The organism is Streptomyces sp. S6 (genome assembly GCF_054880855.1).
This window is the reverse complement of the sequence record NZ_JBTYMC010000011.1, coordinates 20,589-37,071: the sequence shown is the minus strand read 5'-3', so window position 1 is coordinate 37,071 and position 16,483 is coordinate 20,589. Positions and strand designations below refer to the sequence as shown.

General features: G+C 70.3%; 14 protein-coding genes and 1 pseudogene. 11 read left to right on the top strand and 4 right to left on the bottom strand.

Annotated elements, in window-relative coordinates; translation table 11 throughout:
* Positions 1-63 precede the first annotated feature (63 nt).
* Entirely contained in the window at positions 64-1,083 is a 1,020-nt protein-coding gene (locus tag ACVNF4_RS03065; protein ID WP_461801069.1) for a phosphatase PAP2 family protein, read from the top strand.
* 156 nt (positions 1,084-1,239) lie between these two features.
* On the opposite strand, the gene ACVNF4_RS03060 is transcribed toward ACVNF4_RS03065, so the two are convergent.
* A complete protein-coding gene (locus ACVNF4_RS03060; RefSeq protein ID WP_461801068.1) occupies positions 1,240-4,236 on the bottom strand; it encodes a bifunctional [glutamine synthetase] adenylyltransferase/[glutamine synthetase]-adenylyl-L-tyrosine phosphorylase in 2,997 nt (998 codons plus the stop codon).
* Between the two features lie 299 nt (positions 4,237-4,535).
* Here ACVNF4_RS03060 and ACVNF4_RS03055 point away from each other — a divergent pair, with 299 nt between their 5' ends.
* From ACVNF4_RS03055 to ACVNF4_RS03035, 5 genes are all read left to right on the top strand, one after another.
* Complete coding sequence (locus tag ACVNF4_RS03055; protein WP_461801067.1) at positions 4,536-5,426, top strand: alkaline phosphatase family protein; 891 nt, start codon at positions 4,536-4,538, stop codon at positions 5,424-5,426.
* Between the two features lies 1 nt (position 5,427).
* Entirely contained in the window at positions 5,428-6,732 is a 1,305-nt protein-coding gene (locus ACVNF4_RS03050) for an MFS transporter (RefSeq protein ID WP_461801066.1), read from the top strand.
* Positions 6,729-7,748, top strand: coding sequence for a TolB family protein (locus tag ACVNF4_RS03045; protein WP_461801065.1), 1,020 nt, complete (start codon positions 6,729-6,731; stop codon positions 7,746-7,748). Before ACVNF4_RS03050 ends, ACVNF4_RS03045 begins: the two co-directional genes overlap by 4 nt.
* 65 nt (positions 7,749-7,813) lie before the next feature.
* On the top strand, positions 7,814-8,107 hold the full coding sequence (locus ACVNF4_RS03040) for an AbrB/MazE/SpoVT family DNA-binding domain-containing protein (protein ID WP_461801064.1): 294 nt from the start codon (positions 7,814-7,816) through the stop codon (positions 8,105-8,107).
* A gap of 3 nt (positions 8,108-8,110) precedes the next feature.
* Entirely contained in the window at positions 8,111-8,428 is a 318-nt protein-coding gene (locus tag ACVNF4_RS03035; protein ID WP_461801063.1) for a hypothetical protein, read from the top strand.
* A gap of 51 nt (positions 8,429-8,479) precedes the next feature.
* On the opposite strand, the pseudogene ACVNF4_RS03030 reads toward ACVNF4_RS03035, so the two are convergent.
* The 3 genes and pseudogenes from ACVNF4_RS03030 to ACVNF4_RS03020 all read right to left on the bottom strand — a co-directional run.
* Positions 8,480-8,566: pseudogene (locus ACVNF4_RS03030) on the bottom strand (glutamine synthetase); the annotation flags it as partial.
* Positions 8,567-9,560: 994 nt separating this feature from the next.
* On the bottom strand, positions 9,561-10,808 hold the full coding sequence (locus tag ACVNF4_RS03025; protein ID WP_461801062.1) for an XRE family transcriptional regulator: 1,248 nt from the start codon (positions 10,806-10,808) through the stop codon (positions 9,561-9,563).
* A gap of 160 nt (positions 10,809-10,968) precedes the next feature.
* Positions 10,969-11,304, bottom strand: a complete 336-nt coding sequence (locus ACVNF4_RS03020; protein ID WP_461801061.1) for a GntR family transcriptional regulator — start codon at positions 11,302-11,304, stop codon at positions 10,969-10,971.
* A gap of 227 nt (positions 11,305-11,531) precedes the next feature.
* Between ACVNF4_RS03020 and ACVNF4_RS03015 the strand changes: the two genes are divergently transcribed.
* From ACVNF4_RS03015 to ACVNF4_RS02995, 5 genes are all read left to right on the top strand, one after another.
* The gene (locus tag ACVNF4_RS03015) at positions 11,532-11,963 is read left to right on the top strand and encodes a hypothetical protein (RefSeq protein WP_461801060.1); all 432 of its coding nucleotides are present in this window, start codon (positions 11,532-11,534) and stop codon (positions 11,961-11,963) included.
* Positions 11,964-12,078: 115 nt separating this feature from the next.
* The gene (locus tag ACVNF4_RS03010) at positions 12,079-12,987 is read left to right on the top strand and encodes a sigma-70 family RNA polymerase sigma factor (RefSeq protein WP_461801059.1); all 909 of its coding nucleotides are present in this window, start codon (positions 12,079-12,081) and stop codon (positions 12,985-12,987) included.
* A complete protein-coding gene (locus ACVNF4_RS03005) occupies positions 12,984-13,535 on the top strand; it encodes an HNH endonuclease (RefSeq protein WP_461801058.1) in 552 nt (183 codons plus the stop codon). Before ACVNF4_RS03010 ends, ACVNF4_RS03005 begins: the two co-directional genes overlap by 4 nt.
* The gene (locus ACVNF4_RS03000) at positions 13,532-15,208 is read left to right on the top strand and encodes an ATP-binding protein (protein WP_461801057.1); all 1,677 of its coding nucleotides are present in this window, start codon (positions 13,532-13,534) and stop codon (positions 15,206-15,208) included. The genes ACVNF4_RS03005 and ACVNF4_RS03000 overlap by 4 nt, the downstream gene beginning before the upstream one ends.
* A gap of 250 nt (positions 15,209-15,458) precedes the next feature.
* On the top strand, positions 15,459-15,698 hold the full coding sequence (locus tag ACVNF4_RS02995) for a helix-turn-helix transcriptional regulator (RefSeq protein ID WP_461801056.1): 240 nt from the start codon (positions 15,459-15,461) through the stop codon (positions 15,696-15,698).
* Positions 15,699-16,483: the final 785 nt, after the last annotated feature.

The following is a 16,483-nucleotide window of genomic DNA, read 5'->3' as shown; positions in this document are numbered from 1 at the left end:
TGCGGGACGAACCAGCCAAGAGGATGATCGAGGGGACAGCTCTCTTCTGGCAGACTCGTATCTATGGGTGACGAAACCGTGACAACTTCGGAAGGCCGGGGTTCGGCCGTTCCCCCCTCCGTCGCGGCCAAGTCCTCCCGACGTGTGCGGAGCCCCCGGCGTCCGCGCCTCTGGTTCGAGATCCTGCTGATCGCGGTCAGTTACTGGACGTACTCGCTGATCCGCAACGCGGTCCCGGAGCAGAAGTCCGAGGCGCTGCGCAACGCCGACTGGATCTGGCGGACGGAGCACCACCTCGGCCTCGCGGTCGAGGAGTCGGTCAACCACGCCGTGAACTCGGTGACTTGGCTGATCGTGGGCATGAACTACTACTACGCGACGCTGCACTTCGTCGTCACGCTCGGGGTTCTGGTGTGGCTGTACCGCCGCCATCCCGGGCGGTACGCGGCGACGCGGCTGGTCCTCTTCGCGACCACCGCGGTAGCTCTCGCGGGTTACTACCTGTATCCGCTCGCCCCGCCCCGGCTGATGAACGGCGGCGACTTCGTCGACACGGTCCTCGTGCACGAGACGTGGGGGTCGATGGCCTCCGGCGACCTCAAGACCATGTCCAACCAGTACGCGGCGATGCCGTCCATGCACATCGGGTGGTCGCTGTGGTGCGGGCTGACGATCTTCGCGCTGGCCCGGCTGCCGTGGGTGCGGATCCTGGGGCTGCTGTACCCGGTGGCGACGCTCGTCGTCATCGTCGCCACGGCCAACCACTTCTGGCTGGACGCGGTGGGCGGGATGCTGTGCCTGGCGTTCGGGTTCTTCGTGGCGTGGGTGGTGTACGGGGGGCCGCCCTACGGGTTGCCTCGGGAGGCGGGGGCGGGGGTGCCGGTGGTCGAGGTGGTGAAGGGGGCGCTGGCGAAGGTGTCGGGGAAGGGGCGGGCGGCCTCTGAGGAGCCGGGGTCCACAGGCCCTACGGGCCCTACGGGGTCTACGGGGTCTACGGGAGGCTCCCCTAAAGGGCGGCAAGCGCCCGTCACCCAGCCCGAACCCCGTCTCGAAGATCCCGCCCGGGTTCAGCGGCCCGTCTGAGCGCCGTAGCCTCGCTGAGGGAGGCAGCAACCAGCGCGGCGACCGTCGGTCATCTACTCCCGGTCGTCGCCATGACGTCAGGGGCCGTTCTGCTGGACGAGCCTGTGACGCCGAGGGTGTCGGCGGGGATGGCGGTGATCCTCGCCGGGGTCACCCTCACCCGCCGTAGAACAGCTCCTCCACAACTCCCCGCGCGCGCCGGGTGGTTCGCCGGTAGGCGTCGAGCATGTCCCCCACATGACCGGCCGCGTAGCCCAAGTACCGGCCCACTGCGGCGAGTTCCCTAGCCTCGGAGGGGAAGGTGTCGCCGGCCCGGCCGCGCACCAGCATCACGGCGTTGCGTACGCGGGAGGCCAGCACCCAGGCCTCGTCGAGGATCTCGGCCTCCTCGGTGCCGAGCAGTCCGGCGGCGCGGGCGGCGGCGAGGGCCTCCCGGGTGCGGGTGGTCCTGAGGCCCGGTTCGGCCCAGCCGTGCCGCATCTGGAGGAGCTGCACGGTCCACTCGACGTCGGAGAGGCCGCCCGGCCCCAGTTTGGCGTGGAGTTTGGGGTCGGTGCCGCGCGGGAGCCGCTCGGACTCCATGCGGGCCTTGAGGCGCCGGATCTCCCGGACGGCGTCCTCGCCGAGCCCTTCGGCGGGGTAGCGCAGCGGGTCGATCAGGTCGATGAACCTCCGCCCCAACTCCGGGTCCCCGGCGACCGGTTCGGCCCGCAGCAGCGCCTGTGACTCCCAGACGAGCGACCAGCGCCGGTAGTACGCCTCGTAGGACTTGAGGGTCCGCACCAGCGGCCCCGACTTGCCCTCGGGCCGAAGGTCGGCGTCGATGAGCAACACCGGGTCGGCGCTGGGGACTTGGAGCAGCCTGCGCATCTCGGAGACGACCCGGTTCGCGGCCTCGGACGCCTCCCGCTCGTCGACGCCCTCACGGGGTTCGTGCACGAAGACGACGTCCGCGTCCGACCCGTAGCTCAGCTCGTGTCCGCCGAACCGGCCCATGCCGATGACGGCGAACCTGGTCGGCAGGGTGTCGCCCCAGCCGTCGCGGACGACCGAGCGCAGGGTCCCGGCGAGGGTCGCGGCGGTGAGGTCGGAGACGGCGGCGCCGACCTCGTCGACCAGGGCGCCCTGGTCGGCCTCGGCGGGCTGGGTCTCGGTGCCGTAGGAGTGGACGATGTCGGCGGCGGCCGTCCGGAACAGCTCGCGGCGCCGGACGCCGCGTGCCGCGTACACCCCCGCCTCGCCGCTCTCGGCGCGGCCGACGGCGGCCAGCACCTCCTGCTCCAACTGGGCCCGCCCACGCGGCTCCAGGTCGTCGCCGTCGCCGAGCAGGGCGACCGCTTCGGGGGCCCGCATGAGGAGGTCGGGGGCGAGGCGGCCGGCGGACAGGACGCGGGCGAGGTTCTCGGCGGCGGCGCCCTCGTCCCTCAACAGGCGCAGATACCAAGGGGTCTTGCCGAGGGCGTCAGAGACCTTGCGGAAGTTGAGGAGGCCCGCGTCGGGGTCGGCGGAGTCGGCGAACCAGCCCAACAGGACGGGCAGCAGGGTGCGTTGGATGGCGGCCTTGCGGGACACCCCGGACGCCAGCGCCTCCAGGTGGCGGAGGGCGGCGGCCGGGTCGGCGTAGCCGAGGGCGACCATCCGCTCGCGGGCCGCCTCGGGGCTCAACCGGGCCTCGCCGGGGCCCAGTTGGGCGAAGGCGTCGAGGAGGGGGCGGTAGAACAGCTTCTCGTGGAGGCGCCGGACGACCCCGGAGTGGCGCTTCCACTCCTGGTTCAGCTCGGCGACCGGCTCGGAGCGCATCCCGAGGGAGCGGCCGAGCCTGCGCTGGTCCTCCTCGGCTTCGGGGACGAGGTGGGTGCGGCGCAGCCGGTAGAGCTGGATGCGGTGTTCCATGGAGCGCAGGAAGCGGTACGCGGCGTCGAGCTGATCGGCGTCGCTGCGGCCGACGTACCCGCCCTGGGCGAGCGCCCGCAACGCGTCCAGCGTGGTGCCGCTGCGGAGCGAGGAGTCGGTCCTGCCGTGCACCAACTGGAGCATCTGGACGGCGAATTCGACGTCCCGCAGGCCGCCGGGGCCGAGTTTCAGCTCGCGTTCGACCTCGGCGGCGGGGATGTTCTCGACGACGCGGCGGCGCATCTTCTGGACGTCGGTGACGAAGTTCTCCCGCTGCGACGCCTGCCAGACCATGGGGGCGAGGGCCTCGACGTAGCTGCGGCCGAGGTCGAGGTCGCCGGCGACCGGGCGGGCCTTGAGGAGTGCCTGGAACTCCCAGGTCTTCGCCCAGCGTTGGTAGTAGGCGAGGTGGCTGCTGAGGGTGCGGACGAGGGGGCCGTTGCGGCCCTCGGGGCGGAGGTTGGCGTCGACCGGCCAGATCGTGCCCTCGACGGTCGTCTCGGAGCAGATCCGCATCATGTGCGAGGCGAGTTTCGTGGCGGATCTGAGGGCTTTGCCCTCGTCGGCGCCGTCGGCCGCCTCGCCGACGAAGATGACGTCCACGTCCGAGACGTAGTTCAGCTCGTGGCCGCCGCACTTGCCCATCGCGATGACCGCGAGGCGGCAGGCTGCGGCGTCGTCGGGGGCGGCGGCCCGGGCCATGGCGAGCGCGGCGCGGAGGGTCGCCGTGGCCAGGTCGGCGAGTTCGGCGGCGGTCTCGGTGATGTCGGTGGTGCCGCAGACGTCGCGGGCGGCGATCGACAGGAGGCAGCGGCGGTAGGCGACGCGCAGGGAGACGGGGTCGGTGGCCTCCGCGAGGCCACGCTCGAACTCCTCCACCCCGGGGTGGAGGTCCCTGGGTTCGTAGGTGACCAGGGCCTCCCAGTCGCGGGGGTGGCGGGCGAGGTGGTCGGCGAGGGCGGCGGAGGCCCCGAGTACCCCCAGGAGGCGGTCCCGTAGGGGTTTCGCCGCTATCACCGTGTCGAGCAGTTCACGGCGGGCGGTGGGGGTGGGGCCGGGCTGGGCCTCCAGGAGGCGGACCAGGCCGTGCAGGGCGAGATCGGGGTCGGCGGTGGCGCCGAGGGCCTCCAGGAGGACCGGGTCGTTGCGCACGTCCGCCAGTTCGGCGCCGTCCAGGAGTCGTTCGGCGGCTGAGGGGTCGGTGAACCCGTGCCGCAGCAGCCGCGAGAAGGTACTGCTCCTGCGCCCCGGCCCCGTCATCCCCGGCCTCCTTTTGTCCGATCAAGGTCGTACGAGACTTCGAGACTAACCCTCGGGGTGGAGAGAAGCGCCGGTCCGGGGGCCGCGTCTCGGTCGGTGGCACGGTCGTCGGTGCCCACTACAGGCGTTCACGCGGACTTCATCCACCTGGACGGGCGATGTCGCCGGAGGGCAGGCTGGCGTGTACATGCTCGGCCCGCACCGCCATGTCCGCTCGGCACCACCCGTACCCGTAGTACCCGCACCGCCCGTACCCGTACTCCCCGTACCCCTTGGGTACTCCCCCACCGGAGGATGATGTGTCCGGCAGTCCCCTCTTCCGCCGTGCCCGCACGGCCGTCGCCGGCTCGGCGGCCCTCGCCGCGGCCTCGTTCGGCCTGTGGACCGGCCTCGGCGCGAGCGGCTCCGCCCACGCCGCTGCCGCCGTCCCCACCCCCGACCATGTCGTCGTCGTGGTCTTCGAGAACCACGGCTACAGCCAGGTCATCGGCTCCTCCAGCGCGCCGTACATCAACTCGCTGAAGACCGGCGGCGCGAACCTGTCGCAGTCGTTCGCCGAGACCCACCCGAGCCAGCCCAACTACTTCGCCCTGTTCTCGGGTTCGACGCAGGGCGTCACCGACGACAGCTGCTACTCCCCCGGTTTCTCCGCCGCGCCGAACCTCGCCTCCGAGGTGCTCGCGGCGGGCAGGACCTGGGCGAGCTACAACGAGACGCTGCCGAGCCAGGGTTCGACGACGTGCAGCAGCGGGCGGTACGCGCGCAAGCACAACCCGTGGTTCGGGTTCAGCAACGTCCCGACCTCCACGGCGAAGACGTTCGCGCAGTTCCCGGCCGACTTCACGACGCTGCCGGACGTCTCCTTCGTCGTCCCGAACCTGTGCAGCGACATGCACGACTGCTCGGTGTCCTCCGGTGACACCTGGCTGAAGAACAACCTGGGCGCGTACGCGACCTGGGCCAAGACCCACAACAGCCTCCTCGTCGTCACCTTCGACGAGGACAACCGGCTCTCCGGCAACCGGATCCCGACGGTGCTGTACGGGCAGCCGGTGACGCCGGGGTCGTCGTCCTCCACCACGTACAACCACTACGACCTGCTGCGTACGATCGAGGACACCCAGGGTCTGACGACCCACGCGGGCAACGCGGCCGACGCGGAGGACATCACCGGGATCTGGGCGTCCTGAGGTGTACGTGGCGGACAGCCGCACCGGCACCCCTCAGGCGGCGTCCGCGGCGGTGGGGGCGCGGGTCGCCCCCACCGTGTTCGCACTCGGCGCGGTCAGCCTGATCACGGACGTGTCGTCGGAGATGGTGACGGCCGTCCTGCCGCTGTACCTGGTGGCCGGCCTGGGCCTCTCCCCGCTGGGCTTCGGGCTCCTCGACGGGGTCTACAACGGGTTCTCCGCGGTCGTCCGGCTCGTCGGGGGGCATCTCGCGGACCGGGGCGGCGGGCGGCACAAGTGGGTCGCGGGAGCGGGGTACGCGCTCTCGGCGGTCTGCAAACCCCTACTCCTTGTGGTGCACACCCTTACCCCCATAGGGCTGGTACTCGCGGCGGACCGGACGGGCAAGGGACTACGGACCGCTCCCCGTGACGCCCTGATCTCCCTCTCCTCCACCCCTGAGAACCGGGGCAGGGCCTTCGGGGTCCATCGCGCGATGGACACGGCGGGGGCGCTGCTGGGGCCGCTGGTCGCGTTCCTGATCCTGCGGGCGACGGTGGACGGGTACGACGCGGTGTTCACGGTGAGTTTCTGTGTCGCCGTGACGGGGGTGCTGGTGCTGGTGCTGTTCGTGCCGGGCGGGAAGGGGGCTGGGGGTATTACGGGTGCTACGGGTATTACAGGCAGGCCCTCCGCCGAGCAGGCCGAGACCGAGGCCCCTCACCCCACCGCCCCTCGCCCCACCCTCCGCGCAGCCCTCTCCCTCCTCCGCCACCGCCCCCTCCGCCGCACAGCGACCTGCGCACTCCTCCTCGGCCTCGCCACCGTCAGCGACTCCTTCGTCTACCTGTTGCTGCAACGCAGACTCGGCGTCCCCGACCGCTGGTTCGCGCTGCTCCCACTGGGCACGGCGGCGGCGTTCCTGCTGCTGGCGCTGCCGCTCGGGCGGCTCGCGGACCGGGTGGGCCGCTGGCAGGTGTTCCTCGCCGGGCACGCGGCGCTGCTCGCGGTGTACGTCGTCCTGCTGACCTCCTGGCACAGTCCCGCGCTGCCGTATCTGGTGCTGTTGCTGCACGGCGCTTTCTACGCGGCGACCGACGGGGTCCTCATGGCGGCGGCCTCCGACAGCGTCCCCGAGGAGTTGCGGTCGTCCGGTCTCGCGCTCGTCCAGACCGGGCAGGCGCTCGCGCGTTTCGCCTGCTCACTGGGGTTCGGGGCGATGTGGACGCTGTGGGGCGACCGGACCGCGCTCGGGATCTCGACGGGCGTGCTGGCGTGCTGCGCGGTGGCCTCCTTGACCTTGCTGCGACCGACGGAGTCGGCGTGAGTGTGCGTAACCGGTTGCTGGTGCTCGTCTGTGCGGTGCTCGTGCTGGCCGGGGTCGCGGTGGGGGCCGTGCTGCACGCGTCGGCTCGCGCCGATCGGCGGAACCAGGTGCAGGCCGGGGGGCCGCAAGTGTCGTCCGGAGACGTGGAGTTGACCGCGCCCGGCCGTATGGTCTTCCGGAACATGGCGTGGGGGCCGCACCGGGACGAGGTGTCCTCGGTGGACGCCGCCGATCCCGCCGGTCCCCGTACCGCCTCCGGCGTCAAGTGCCTGCGCTTCTACGCCGCCGCCGGGACCGGGGTGTGTCTCCAGGCCGTCCACGGTGCCGTCTCCGACACGTACCGCGCGCTGATCCTGGACGCCGCCCTGCATGAGCGGGCCCGCTACGACGTACCCGGCATCCCCTCCCGCGCCCGCGTGTCGCCGTCCGGACGGTTCGCCGCGTGGACCGCGTTCGTGGGCGGGGACTCCTACGCCGGCACGGACTTCTCGACGCGCACGGCGATCGTCGACACCCGTACCGGCTCGCTGATCCCGACGCTGGAGGACTTCAGGGTCGTCAAGGACGGGCGTGCGTACGCCTCCCCCGACGTCAACTTCTGGGGTGTGACGTTCGCGAAGGACGACCGGACGTTCTACGCGACGATGGCGAGCCGGGGGAAGACGTACCTGATCCGAGGCGACCTCACGACCCGCACGGCGACCGTCCTCCACCAGAACGTCGAATGCCCCTCCCTCTCCCCCGACGGCACCCGCGTCGCCTACAAGAAACGCGTCCCCGGCCTCTCCCCGGACGCCCCCTGGCGCCTCTACACCCTCGACCTCCGCACCCTGCGCGAAACCGCTCTCACCGAACCCCGCAGCGTCGACGACCAGGCCGTCTGGAAGAACGACCACACCCTCGTCTACGCCCTGCCCGGGGACTACGGGGCGGACCTGTACGAGATGCAGGCGGACGGGACGGGGGTGCCGAGGCGGATCAGTACGGCGGCGGTGTCGGCGGCGTTCAGCGAGTAGGAAAGTCGGAACATTGGAAAGTGGGAACCTTGAGGGTACTCTCGAAGGAGGAGAGGAGGGTACCCATGGCTACGGTGACATTCCAGGCCAGCGTGCGCGAGAAGGGGCAGTTGACGCTGCCCGCAGGAGTGCGCGAGGCGCTGGGGGTTTCCCCGGGTGACGAGCTTGAGTTCGAGATCAGCGACGCGGGTGTCGTCGAGGTGCACGGACTGAGGAAGATCCGCACCGACCAGGCATGGTTCTGGACGGCGCGCTGGCAGGCCGGTGAGCGTGAGGCGAGCGAGGACATCGCGGCTGGGCGCACGACCCGTCACGAGGGCGTCGACGACATGTTCGCGCACCTCGGCGAGGAGAACTGATCGTTGCCGACCTTTGAGACAACCGCCCGGTTCGTCCGCGATTTCCGGAAGCTCACCGCGCAGGAGCGGGAGCGGTTCGAGGACACCGTCCGGAACAAGTTCGTACCGGACGTGACCACCGGGCGGTTCCGGCCCGGCCTCCGGGTCAAGCCGGTCCAAGGAGTACGCCTCCCTGACGGCGAACATCCGGTCATGGAGATGACGTGGGCTCCTGACGGACGCGCCACCTGGCAGTACGGCGACGAACTCCGCGCGGGCGAACGACACGTCATCTGGCGCCGGGTCGGCGGACACGAGATCTTCGACCCCGGGCCCGCCTGAGGAAACCGAGAGCGGCCCACCGAGAAGTGGGCCGCTGTCGTATGTCCGCCCTTACAGCACCGGCAAGTTCTTCCGCAGCTCGAACGCCGTCACCTCGGACCGGTACTCCTCCCACTCCTGCCGCTTGTTCCGCAGGAAGTGACGGACGGCTGAGCCGACCAGGGGCGAAGTCCGCAACCCGCCTCTGAACTGCACCGGAGGCAGTCGTTAGCTGTCGTCGTCTGTCGTCGTTGGTCCCCCTCGGACGGCCCACAGGCGGCCCAGCCCGGGGCCCGATCTGCCGCTATCGATAGCGGCAGGGGTCGCTAACGATAGCGACCCCGATAGCGGCAAAAACCTCAGGTGACCAGCACGTTAGCGGATAGCGGCCCCACTTGGGCAGACCCCAGAATCGGCCGGTAGGGCGCCTTCGAGAGGGGCGTCACTGGGACGCTATCGGACCGGGCCGCCGCGCCGGATCGCCGGGCAGGGAAGAGCAAGAAGGTGCGGCTACGCCGCACGTCCCTTGGCAGCTCGCTGCGCTCGCGCGGGCCCCGCCGCCGGGGTTGAGCACTCTTCCCCCTTGGAAGGCCGTCCCGTATGCCTTCCAAGGGGTGGCGGCTGGCATGGGTAAGCACTCCCGGCCTCTACCGTTCCGGGCGGCTCACCATGGCTCTTCAGGCGGGAGACGGCCGTTCGTACCGCGCCCCGCTGAAGAACCTTCCTTCTTCTCTTACTAGAGATTAAGAGAAAACAGCGTCCGCAGCGTCCGCCGGACCTCTCGCACGCCTTCTGACCTGCACTGTTGATGCGGACGCTAAACATTTTGTTTAGCGTCCGCCAGCGTCCGCAGCGTCCGGGCACGCTCCGTTACCAAGAGCCTCTTTCCGCTGGTCAGGACCACTCTTAGAAGGGGACGGGTTGCGGACGCTGCGGACGCTAAGACCCGAAGACGAGGGCGGTCACAGCCACAAGCAAGAAGAGCACCCCGCGCCGGGACGGGGTGCTCTTCTTGCTTGTACGGGTGAGAAGAGACCACCCCGCCGGGCCGGGTGGCTTCTTCTCCGTCCGCCGCCGAACGCGCGCGACGGCGCCCGTACCCTCCGGACACCGTCGCTGCCAAAGGTCGCGCGGCGTAGCCGCACCTAACTTGTCATTGAGGCAGGAAGCCCGGCGCCGCCTGCCCCAGCTCTCGTAGGTGGGCAAGGTAGTCCTGAGCTGCGGGCTCCGTCGCGTACCTCTGCCGCATCTCAGCAGCCAGTTCGCGGCTGGTCATGATGAGAGAGGGCACCGATTGCCGTTCACCCTCAAGAGCCTGCTCCCCCATGATGAGCGCCTGTTCGAGGTCGCCCTCACGCGCGGCCGTCACGCCCAGAGTGACCCGTGCTTCCGCGTTGCGCATGGGGGAGCGCTCCGTGCCGTCGAAGTCGGTGCCAGCCCGGAGGACTTCCCGAGCGAGCGTCTGCGCCAACTTGTCCTCCCTCACCAGGCGGTAGCAGTCCATGGCGTAGAAGTCGAACTTCGCCGGGTCCACCACGAAGTGGTTGTCCAAGTTCTCCGGGTGGGGCATCTCTTCGAGCAAGTTGCGCCCCCGATCGAGCGCGACCTCAACGCGCCGCCGGTCCCCGAGCCGGGCCCACGCCTTGGCTTCCTGGGCAGCAAGCTGGACGGCCACCCCCTGTTGCGCGGCGACCTCGGTCCCCGCCTGAGCCGCCGCGATGACCCCCCGATAGTCGCCCGTCGTGAGCGCGAACCAGGCTCGCATCTCATGTGCCCACCCAGCGACTTCGGCATGGCCAGACTCAGTTGCGAGCGAGAGCGCTGCCCGACGTGTCGACTCGGCAGCGTGCCTTTCACCCATGTCGTACTCCACGCACCCGACCAAGAGCGCGAGCCATCCAGAGAGCGCCAGCACCTCGCGGTGCTGCGAGAGCGTGAGGCTCTTGGAGTGCAGCTCTACGACTCGCCGGAGCCACTGGCGCCCCTCGATGAGGAGTTGCGCACTCGGCATGTACGGGTACTCCGAGCACAGCCGATCCGTGGTGATGCGGAGAGCATCAAGCGTGGCCGTGTCGACATCGGAGCGGTTGAGGCGGCTCACGATCTCCAGTGTCTCCATACCGCTCACAGCCAGGATCTCCTTACCGCCATCTCGCCGCGCCGGCGCGGGGAAGAGCGCGTGCGTCACGGTGCCGAAGACTGCCGCGATGATCGGTCGGTAGAACTCGTTCGGGAGCTGCCCGGACTCCCACCGCTTCCACTGCCGGATCAGGCTGTCGTCACTCGGGAGTTCTTCCTGAGCATGAGCGCGAAGTGCCTTCACCGCGTCCCGCTGAGACCAGTCACGCGCAATCCGCTCAGCCGCGATGCGCTGTGCCCACGCGGGCCTGCCGTCGCTCATACGCCCCTCCTTCGGGTGCTCACGTGCCGAGTCTCTCGCCTCACACCTGGGGACAGGGAAGGGGACATCGAGGGGACAGAGGACATGTCCCCAGCGCTCCGACCTGCCCCCTTGATGTCACTTACCTGTCGCACCCTGTTCCCTCCATGCTGGTTGCAGATCACGCACCACTCACGATGGAACGCTTTTCGAGCGCTTCCACCCGTTCAGTCAACGTCTGAATCAGGGAGCGGATTTCATTGATCTCGCCGCGCACATCGTTCTCCGGAGCAGACCCGTCCCCCACGAAGTTGCCGAGGTTCCCCGCCGACACGATCAGCCCCTCCGACCGAAGCATGGCCAAGCCGTTCTGCACGGTCTGGCTCGCGAACCCGAATCGGTCCGTCAGCTCTCGCTGAGATGGAAGCTTGTCGCCGGGCCTCATTCTCTTGATCTCTTCGCGAAGCGCGTCCGCGACCTGCACGGCTTTCGGCTTGGGCCCACCTGTGACAGTCATGCCTTGAGGGTACCCACCACAGCGAACTAGAGCGCATCACAACACGGGACTTGTGCACCACAGCAGACTAGTGCAAGCTAGTTATCAAGCAGTCGCCCCCTACGGGGTGAAGTAGCCGCAAAACGCCTGGTCAAAGCCAGGAAAAGCAGGGAGTGGCGCCCAGACCAATCAGGCAGCCGCCCTCTATCTGAAGGGGTGTACCCATCGTGTTTGCAACGCTTATCGCTGTGGTCGGCACGCTCGCTGGGGCGGTCGTCGCGGGGCTGATGCAGCACCTGACGGCCGCCCGTACGGCCCGCGTCGCGTTGGTGGAGCAGCGTCGGCAGGCGCTTGCCAGGGCGGTCCCGGCGTTGCTGGCGGCGTTGGTCGGTCACCGGGAGCAGCAGTATCTGAAGGTCGCGGCCCGGCGTGAGGGCCGTGCGGACACCCCGGAAGCGCGTAGCGCCCGGTATGCGGCCCGTTCTGCGGTGACGTCGGCGATGGACACCCTCCACATGGCCACCTGCGACGCGGGGCTTCTGGAACTCGCTCAGAGCGCGGTGGACGCGGCCATGGCGGTCGGGGACGTGCCGGAGTCCGAGTTGGAGACGGCGGGGGTGCGGGCGCGGGTGGCGCACACCGCGCTGCGTGAGGCTGCCGCCCGCCACCTCTACGCCTGACCCATCGCACCACAGCACAAGCAAGGTCTCCGGCAAGAGCCGGGGGCAAGCAGGGAGCGGCTCCCTACCGCCAAGCAGTCAGCCGCTCCCCGACCCTCGAAGGGGTGTGTTCATCATGCCTGGAACCACGACGGAACGCAGTGCCGACCGGACCGGCGTCCGGGGCAATGGTCCCGGTGGGCGGAAGCTGGCGGTGGGCGAGATCATCCCGCTCACGCCGGAGCAGTCGGCGCGGCTGGCCGAGCTGTATGCGGAGTTCGGCGGTGGGCGTCTGGAGAGCTACACGGCCCGCAAGCTGATGAACTACGGGATGCACCCGGGCCGGGCGCGGGAGCTGGCCGAAGACCTGACACAGAACGTGTGGGTGGGTGTCGCCCGGGAGACCACCAAGCCCCTCATGGCCGCCGACGAGCTGAGCGCGGATGAGCGCCGGATCTTCCTGTTCGGCCGGGTCAAGACGGAGGTTCACCAGTACTTCCGTGTCGGGTCGTCGACGGAGTACCCGGTGGACTTCACGGACCCGGTGACCTGCAACACCCTGTGCCCCGTGCTGCCGTCCGGATGCGCGCGTACGACGCTGCCCGCCTACCTGGACGCCATGGTGGCCAAGCTCCCGGAGCGTGAGCGGGAAGCCCTGCTGCTGCGCCTGGAGGACATGCCCATGCGGCGGCTGGCCGAGCACATGGGCGTCAGTTACCCGACGGCCAACCGGCTGGTGGAGACCGCGCTGCTGCTGATCCAGATCGACAACCCGGAGTTGTCGGCGGACCCCGTGCCGGTGGAGTCGCTGGAGAGGTGGGAGCGCGAGGAGCTGGCGCGCATGAGCGTGGCGCAGCGGGCGGCGCTCCTGCGTATGGACAGCGTGTCCCGGCGGGCCCTGCTGCTGCACGTCGGGCAGGGGCTGAACATCACGGAGGTGTCCCGGCGGCTGGACGTCCCGCGTTACCAGGTGTTGCCGGTGCTGGGGGCCTGTGCCACCGCGCTGCGGGCGCTGACCGCCGACGACATGGAGCAGGCGGCATGAGCCGGGGACATGCGCTCAACTCCGCCATGCGGCGTACTCGCCGGATGCAGTTGCTGCGGCGGGACGGGCGGTGCTGTGCGTACTGCCGCCGCCCGTTCCCGGATCTGCGGGAGGCGACGTTCGATCACGTGGTGCCTCAGTCGTTGTGGCGGTCGTGGTCGGTCGGCTCGCTGGTTCTGGCGTGTGTCGACTGCAACCGGGCCAAGGCCGACCGGTTCCCGCTCTCGATCGCCCTGCTGATCCTGGGGTGGGCCGACCCGGCCGGGCCGGTCGTGCGCCCGGTCGATCTGCCGGTACTGGCCCGACTCGCCCACGCCAACCGGCCGGTGTTCGAGGCGGTGTGGACGCCCGACCCGATCGGCCAAGGATCTACCCCTGACCTGCGTGACGACCCGCGTCACACCCGGCGTCACAGCGCACCGCGAGTCGCCCGACCGGTCTGCGGACCGGTCGACCGCCGTGGGTCGATCCGACCCGCTTGCCTGCGCTCCGCAGGTCGATCGGTGCGGGCGTGTGCGGGCCCGGCCGGAGAGGCGGTGTACGCATGAACGAGGTGAACACTCGGGTGAACGGATCGACCCGTACGCCCTCGCGTACACCCACCCCCGACAAGGGTGCGTACGCGCAGACCGCACCCCGTACGGACACGTCCCGTACGACCGTACGCACCCCGGCCGTACGGTCCCCGCACGCCGACTCCGAGGGGGGCAAGAAGCCGCCGGCCGCCGCGCGGATCGTGGCCATGGCGCGGGAGGAGTACCGGTTCGTGATGTCCCCGGACGGCCGCCCGTACGCGGTCGCTCTCACCGGGCCGAACGTCGCGCTGCCGCTGCGGAACAAGGGCGGGTTGCGCCAGCGCCTGGCCCGGCAGTTCGCGGACGCCTGGCCCGGCGAGGTGGCCTCACAGTCCGCGCTCGCGGACGCGATGACGGTGCTGGAAGGCATCGCGGCGGACACCGACCCGGTCCCCGTGAACCTGCGGGTCGGACGCGCCCCGGACGGGGCGGTGGTCGTCGACCTGGGGAGCTCCGACGGCCGTGCGGTCGTCGTCACCCCGCTCGGGTGGGAGGTGGTCGACCAGGCCCCGGTGCTGTTCCGGCGTTCCGGGGCCATGGCCCCGATGCCCGAACCCGTGCTGGACGGTGACGGGCTGGCCAAGCTGCACGCGCTGCTGAACATGGACACGTCCGCGTTCCGGATGCTGGTGGCGTGGCTGGTGTCCGCGTGGATTCCCGACATCCCGCACCCCGCCATGGTGTGCAAGGGGGAGCAGGGGACGGGGAAGTCCAAGGCCGCGCAGATGTTCATCAATCTCATCGACCCGTCCCCGGCCGCGAAGCGCAGTCAGCCGCGTGACGGCAAGGAGTGGTCGCGGCAGGCGTTCAGTTCGTGGGCGCTGTGCCTGGACAACGTGAGCACGATCCCGCCGTGGCTCTCTGACACCCTGTGCAAGGCCGTGACGGGTGACGGGGTCGTGGAGCGCGCCCTGTTCACCGACGACGACGTCGTGGTCCTCACCTTCCGGCGCGTGCTGGCCATGACCACCATCGAGGCCGGGACGCTCGCGGGGGACCTCGCGGAACGTGTGCTGATGCTCGATCTCCAGCTCATCGACTCCGTCCGGCGCCGCTCCGAAGAGGAACTCGACGCCACGTTCGACGTGGTGAGGCCCGCCGTCCTCGGGGCCCTGTTCGATGTGCTGGCGTGCGTGCTGGCGGTCCTGCCGTCCATAAAACTGGACAGCATGCCGCGCATGGCGGACTTCGCCCGCGTGCTGGCGGCCGTCGACCGGACCCAAGGCTGGAACACCCTCGGGGACTACCTGGCCACCTCCGCGAACGTCGCCACCGACGCCATGGAAGGCGACGCGTTCGCCATGGCCATCGCCGCGCTCGTCGACCGGACCGGCACGTGGCAGGGGACCGCCGGGCAGCTGCTCGAAGCGCTCCCCATGCCGCTGGTGAGGCCGAAGAACTGGCCCGTGGACGCCACCCGCGCGGGCGGCAGGGTCAAGCGCCTCGCCCCGCTCCTGCGGTCCGTCGGGATCACCGTGGACGACACGCAGCGTAGCCGCGACCGGACCCGGCACAAGCTCCTCACCCTCTCCCGCGCACCCGACGAACCCGAACCGGCGTCCGCAGCGTCCGCACCCGAACAGGGCCCCCTGTGGCCGGAGGTGGCCCCGCCGGGGCACCTCGAACCCCCGCCCCACCTGCACTGACGTCACCGGACAACCCGCCGGGCCGGGCCACACACGAGTGGCCCGGACACGTCACCGCTGCGGACGCTACAGCCGTCCGGCACCCGCAGCGTCCGCATCAGCGTCCGCACCACACACCCCCGCCGACCTGCACGAACACGCCGTGCGGACGCTGCGGATGCTGCGGACGCTGGAATCGCCAGCTCTCTAGGACGACCACCCGGCACCACTCCCACGCACCGCACCCCGGACACGAGGAGTAACCAGCGTCATGGCCACCCAACCGCCGGCCGACCCCCGCGCCACCCTGCGCGGCGGACTCCCGGACCGCTACCTCACCCCCGAGGACCTGGTCACCATGTTCAGCCTCCCGAGCGTCGAAACCGTCTACGCCTGGCGCCGCAAGCGCATCGGACCGCCCGGCTTCCGCGTCGGCCGCTACCTCCGCTTCAACCCCGCCGCCGTCCACGCCTGGGAGAACGAGCGCACCGCCCTCGACGACGCCGCCTGAGCCCCCGGTAAAGCCCCCCGGCCCTACCCCGGACCCCGGCCGCACTCCTCCCCGGACCGCCCGCGCGGCCCGTCCTCACGGGCCCCGGGTAAGGGGGAGCCCTCTACCCCGGTAGAGCCCCCGGTAACGGCCTCTGACCAGCCCGGTAGAGGGGGTAAAGGGGGCCGCCGCCCCGCAGGGAGGCAACCCCCGTCGGCCAAGGGAGACAGGGAGAACTCCCTCACCCCCTCCCTGACCCGCCTCCCTCCATCTGGCCAGCACTAACACCCCCTCAGGGAGGCAGGGAGGCACACCCCCACCACCCCCGAAACCCCCTCAGGAAGACACCCGGCACTCCCTGTCACCACCTCCCTGACCACCCTCTGAAGCCCGCTTGCGCAAGCAACAGGACCCGCTTGCGCAAGCGACCCCGATAGCAACCCGGACCCTCGCTGATCAGCACGGAAGCAACAAGCGACCACACCCGACCACATCCCGAAACAGGCCCGAACCCCGCCCGCCGGAACACCCCCAGTGGGCCCGCTAGACCTAGCACCCGGCCCCGCTAGGTCTAGCAACACCCCTAGCGCCCCAAACCCCCCACTGACCAGGCCCCTAGCACCTAGCAGAGCCCACCCGGCACACCCCGAAACCAGCCCGCCGGAACCACCCCGGCCCCGCCCGGCCCCGCTAGCGGTAGCACCCCCACCCGCTACCGGTAGCAACCCCACTAGCAACCCAACTCCCCGATGACCAGGCCCCTAGCAAGTAGCGGGCCCGGCCCAGCACACCCAAAAACCGGCCCG